The 5,382-nt window shown below is 72.8% G+C and carries 5 protein-coding genes and 1 pseudogene; all 6 read left to right on the forward strand.

The annotated features are described in order from the left end of the window. The first annotated feature begins 115 nt into the window (after positions 1-115). Complete coding sequence (locus AB0H32_RS46535) at positions 116-1,657, forward strand: FUSC family protein (RefSeq protein WP_361135243.1); 1,542 nt, start codon at positions 116-118, stop codon at positions 1,655-1,657. Between the two features lie 181 nt (positions 1,658-1,838). Next, complete coding sequence (locus AB0H32_RS46540; protein ID WP_361135246.1) at positions 1,839-2,405, forward strand: universal stress protein; 567 nt, start codon at positions 1,839-1,841, stop codon at positions 2,403-2,405. Between the two features lie 135 nt (positions 2,406-2,540). Beyond that, positions 2,541-2,885: a DUF1330 domain-containing protein gene (locus AB0H32_RS46545; protein ID WP_361135249.1), complete on the forward strand. Its 345-nt coding sequence runs from the start codon at positions 2,541-2,543 to the stop codon at positions 2,883-2,885. A 141-nt stretch (positions 2,886-3,026) separates the two neighbouring features. Next, positions 3,027-3,785 carry a hypothetical protein gene (locus AB0H32_RS46550; RefSeq protein ID WP_361135252.1) on the forward strand — a complete coding sequence of 253 codons (759 nt, stop codon included), beginning with the start codon at positions 3,027-3,029 and terminating at the stop codon, positions 3,783-3,785. A 253-nt stretch (positions 3,786-4,038) separates the two neighbouring features. Continuing rightward, entirely contained in the window at positions 4,039-5,022 is a 984-nt protein-coding gene (locus tag AB0H32_RS46555) for an alpha/beta hydrolase (RefSeq protein WP_361135255.1), read from the forward strand. Continuing rightward, positions 5,019-5,382, forward strand: a pseudogene (locus AB0H32_RS46560) (PLP-dependent aminotransferase family protein); the annotation flags it as partial. The gene AB0H32_RS46555 and the pseudogene AB0H32_RS46560, both read left to right, overlap by 4 nt.

The following is a 5,382-nucleotide window of genomic DNA, read 5'->3' on the forward strand; positions in this document are numbered from 1 at the left end:
TTCCAACGGCACTCGATCAGCGAGCCGTGAACTGATCGTCCAACAGTCTAGGCCGAACACGGCTCGAACGACGCGCTGTTCGCGCCGTGCGATGCACAGTCGTCCGGGAAACGGCGTGACCGCCGTGCTGCACGCGGTGGCGCTGCTGGCCTCGGCGACCGCGGCCTGTCTGAGGGCGGGGACGCCGCCCGCGACACCGTACGCGGGCCTGGTCGCGGCGCGCGCAGAGCTGTCCGCCCTGTCCGCGGGCCCCGCCCCCGACGGGGCATCCGCCTCCTCCTGCGCGCCCGCTCCCCGGCCGGTCCTCCCGCCGGCCGTACTGCGCCGGCACGCGGCTGTGCTGGAGATCGCCGATGCCGCGCTGGCCATGGGCGCGGCTGCCGATCTGGCGGTGCACGGCCGTCACACGTCCGTCGAGGTGCCCACGGGGCGCTTCTGGTACGCCGCGACCCGCACCCCGCTCCTGTGGTGGCACCGGGTGCGCGGCCATGCCGAGCGCCGTTCGGTGTTCTTCCAGAACGCGGTGCGCATCGCCATGGCCCTGACGGCGGCGCGGCTCGTGGCCGGGGTGGACACGCTGCCCCACGGCTTCTGGGCCACGCTGGCGACGCTCACCCTCACCCGGACCACCATGGACGAGACCTGGAGCACGATCCGCGTGGCGCTCGCGGGCACCCTGGCCGGGGCCCTGGTGACCGCCGGTGTGCTGGCCCTGGCGGGGCCCCACACCACGGTCTACGCCGTCGTGCTGCCACTGTGGATGCTGTTCGCCTTCACGGTCGGGCCGGTCAGGGGCGTCGGCTGGGCGCAGGGCCTGTTCACCGTGCTCGTGGCCCTGGTCTTCGCCCAGCTGGCGCCGCCGACATGGCGGCTGGCGGAGGTCAGGATGCTGGACGTGCTGGTCGGCAGTGCGATCGGCGCGGTGTTCGGTCTGCTGGCCTGGCCCCGCGGCGCCCACGACGAACTGCGCCTTGCGTCGGCGCACCTCCTGCGCAAGGCGGCCGAGATCGTCGTGGCGACCAGTGCCTCGGTGGCGCAGGGAGGTCCTGGGCCCGCGTCGCCCGGGGTGTCCGGCCACCGCTCGCTGCAGCACGCGGTCATCCTCGCGGAGTCCGCGTACGCGCAGTTCCAGAGCGAGCCGACGCCCTTCGGCGGCCGGAGACGCAAGGTGGCTCTGCCCGGAGTGGACTGGCAGGCGACGCTGATGGCCGGTCACCACTCGCTGTGGGGTTCGGACCGGCTGCTGGAGCCGCCGCCCACCGGGCTGTGCACGGCAGCGGCCGAGTCCGTCAGCGGGCTGGGAGATCGCGTGGCCGGGCGGATGCTGCTGGTCTCCGCGGCGCTGGATCCGGGCAGTGACACCCCGACCGCGCCGGTGCCGCCGGTGGACCCGGTCCTGGCGGGGTTCGCAACGGAACCGCCCGACGCACCGCGGCTGTACTACGCAACGGTGTCCTGGCTGGACTCCCTGATGACGGATCTGGCCCGGATCGCCCGTGGCGGGTCCGGGCCCGAGCACGACGGATCGACCACTGCGCGCCGAGACGGCCACTCGGCAGCCGGGCCGAGGAACAGGGCCGAGGAACAGGGCCGCGGCTGCCGGGGCCGGGAGCCGGGCACATCCGGTAGCGGCCCGGGCGGGTCGGCCGACGAGTGAGGGAAGGCCGGGCCGCGCACGCTGACACCGCTGGTCGGACACCTGGGAAGGAGCCGTCAGAAGTGCGCCAAGAACAGCGCACCGACTGTTCGAAGTCCCGGAACAGGAGTGAGATGAAAGTGGTTCTGACGACGGTCGCCCGCGGGGATCCGCCCGCGGGCGCACGAAGAGCGGTGGAGTCATGTCCGAGTCCGAGGCCCCTTCGGCCGCCCGTGTCGTGGTCGGGGTGAGCGGTTCCCCGGGAAGCATCATGGCCCTGTGCCGGGCTGCCCGGGAGGCGCGACACAGAAGTGCGGAACTGTGGCCGGTTCTGGCCTGGATACCGCCCGGCGGCGAGCTGTCCGCCCGCCGGTTCCCGCCCCCGAACGACCTGGTCGACCAGTGGGAGCACCTCGCTCGCGAGCGGCTGCTGACCGCGCTCGACGACGCGTTCGGTGCCGTCGGGCCCGGGGTGGCCATGCATGCCCTGGTCGCCCGGGGCACCACGGGTCCCGCGCTGGTCGAGATCGCCGGTCGCGAGGACGACCTCCTGGTGGTCGGCGCCGGACGCCGCAGCCCGTGGCACCGCGCCGTCACCCGCTCGGTGAGCCACTACTGCCTCACCCACGCCACCTGCCCGGTCCTCGCCGTGCCTCCCTCACCGCTGGAGTCCGACCTGGCGGCCGTGCACCGCCGGAACAGGTGGCGGCTCCGGCTGGACACCCGGCATCTGGTGAGCGGGCGCGAGACGGTCCCGCCGGACGCCTGAGCCGGGGTCGGGCTGCGGTGACCGCTGCCGGTCGAGTCCGCTCACGGGCTGCATTACCTGGCACGTCATCGACCCCTGCGCGTCCCGGCGGCAGGATCGTGGACGTCAAGAGCCGATCGGCCCGGAAGGAACGCGATGTCCGCCTACGCGATTGCCCACCTGCAGGAAGCCACCCCCCACCCGGAGATCGCCGAGTACATCGAACGCATCACCGCGACCTTCGAACCGTACGGCGGCCGCTTCCTCGTGCACGCCGCACAGCACGAGGTGAGGGAGGGCGCATGGCCCGGGCACGTCGTGGTGATCGGCTTTCCGTCCATCAGCGACGCACGGGCCTGGTGGGACTCGGCCGCGTACCAGGACATCGCACCGCTGCGCTCGCGTCACATCGACGGCGACATCATCCTGGTGCCCGGCGTGGGCGAGGCGTACGACGCTGCGGCCACCGCCAAGGCCATGCGGGAAGCGGTGCCCGCCTGACGGCCCTTCGGCGTCGCCCCGCTTCCGGCAGCCGTCCGGGAACCCCGGCGCCGAGGAGCGTTGTCGGTGGGGGCCGGTACCGTCCGAGTCCGGCGGTGGTCATCGGCGGCCGCCGCTTCCCGGACGAAGGAGCGTCTCGCCATGACTGATCTGTTCACCGTGTCCGTCGACACCGTCGAAGGTCCGACCTTCAGCGGCAGAGTGCACCTCATCAATCCGGACGCCTGGCAGGTCCCCAACCAACGGACCTTCCCCTTAGCCCTGCTGGTGGACGCGTGGTTCCTGCTGACGAACGGATACCTGCACAACGACGACGCACGCGTGCCCCGCGGAGACCGGTGTCCCTTCTCCGAGGAGCGGGGCAAGGAGATCGTCGCGGGCATGCGGCTGAGGGATGACTTTGCTGAGCTGTACGGCCTCCTCCTCGGCAGGACGGTTCGGGTCGACGCGGGCGGACATCTGCTGGCGGACGACGCACGGACCGTACTCGAACCCCGGCGCAGGGCGAAGGACGTGTACGAGCTGGACGGCGGTACGGGCCACGACGAGATCTCCTCCTACGTCACCACGGCGAGAAACCCCGAAGCGTTCGTTCGACGGGCCGCCGACGTGGTGACCGCCTACCGCTCCGGCCCGGTCCGCAACGTCCCGCTGTGGAGTGAGGTCGCGGCACTGGAGGTCGTGGATCAGCCCTGGGAACCCGGAGAATCACGTGCGGAGATGGCCACGTGGGAGGATCCCGCGGACCTCGAACACTGGCGGGTCTGGCACCTGCTGGAAACCCGCCCGTTCGCCGAACGCCCGTACGCGGACATCACGGTGACGGTCAGTGACCCGGCCTATCTCGAGCACCTGGCGGCCGGCATGCGCTGGTCGACGACCCACACCGGCCATGTGTAGGCGGACCTTCGGTCCGTGGCACCGGCTCGTCGCCCGGGCCCCGGTCTGCCCGGCGGGCTCGACACGGCCACGCGACGGCGTCGGGCCGCTACCACACGGGACCCGAGCCGACGACCGAACCTGACGCGGAGGCCGGCAGGGGTATTTCGCTGACAAAGCGCAGCCGGTCCGCCGCCTGTCCTCCTGGACAGGAGTGGGACCGGCCGTGTGGGCTGGACGGGTCCGTTCGAGCATCGCCCTCCGGGAGGCTTTCGTGTCGCTGCATCCGCAGGTCGCCGCACTGCGCGCACGTCTGGTCGCCGCAGGGACCCGCCCGTTGTACACCCTCGGCATCGACGAGGCACGAGCCGCCGACCTCGCCGCGGCACGCGCCTCCGGCGGCGGGCCCGAGCCTGTCGCTGCCGTCGTCGACGGCGAGTTCCCCGGCCCCGCGGGCAGCCTGCCGGTCCGCTTCTACCGGCCGCGCGCGGACGGCACACCGCTGCCGGTGCTGTGCTACTTCTACGGCGGCGGCTGGACCCTGGGCAGCATCGACACCTGCGACGCGATCTGCCGCCGCCTCGCCAACGCGACCGGCTGTCTGGTGGCCGCGGCCGGATACCGGCTCGCGCCGGAGCACCCGTACCCCGCCGCCGTGGAGGACTGCCGCGCCGCGGTGCGCTGGCTCGCCGGCCATGCCCACCTGCACGGCGGCGACGGCAGTCGGCTCGCGGTCGGCGGTGACAGCGCGGGCGGCAACCTGGCGGCCGTCGCGTCGCTGTACGCCCGCGACCACGGCGGGCCGCCGATCGCCGCGCAGCTGCTGGTCTATCCCAACACCGACTACCTGGCCGACACCGCGTCCCGGCGCGAGACCAGCGACGAGGTGTTCTTCAACCACCGTTCGGTGGACTGGTACTGGCGCCACTACCTGACGGATCCGGCGCACGGGCGCGAGCCGTACGTCTCCCCGCTGCGTGCCCCGTCGCTGCGGGACCTGCCGCCCGCGCTGGTCATCACCGCCGAGTACGACCCCCTGCGCGACGAGGGGGAGAGTTACGCCGAGCGTCTCTCGGCCGAGGGCGTGGGCGCCCGGACGAGCCGATACGACGGCATGATCCACGGCTTCTTCGCCATGCGCGGCGTACTCGACCCGGCCTCCGACGCCCTCGACGAGGCCGCCGCCTTCCTGCGCGCGCACCTCACGCCCCCGCCCCCGCAGCCGGGCGCCACGGACGCTGCGGAGGTGCCCGCATGACCTCGGCGCCGCTGGCCCGTCCAGCCCCCGACGCGGCGTCCGGGGTGGTACGGCTGGACCTCTCCGACCTGCACGGATCACTGTCCGACCCGGTGATGGACGCGATGAACTTCCTCAACGAGGTGGTCTCGCGCCACCCGGACGCGATCTCCTTCGCCCCCGGCCGTCCCTACGACGGACTGCTCGACCCGGCGGTGATCACCGACTGCCTCACCGCCTACACCGGCCAGTTGGCCACCGAGGGCCACAGCCCCACGCAGATCCGCACCCGCCTGATGCAGTACGGGCCCACCTCGGGCATCATCCGTGACCCCCTGGCCACTGCGCTCGCCCAGGACGAGAACATCCACGTTCCCCCGC

The sequence above is a fragment of the Streptomyces sp. NPDC020362 genome (assembly GCF_040642095.1).
In the GTDB taxonomy this organism is placed as follows: Bacteria; Actinomycetota; Actinomycetes; order Streptomycetales; family Streptomycetaceae; genus Streptomyces.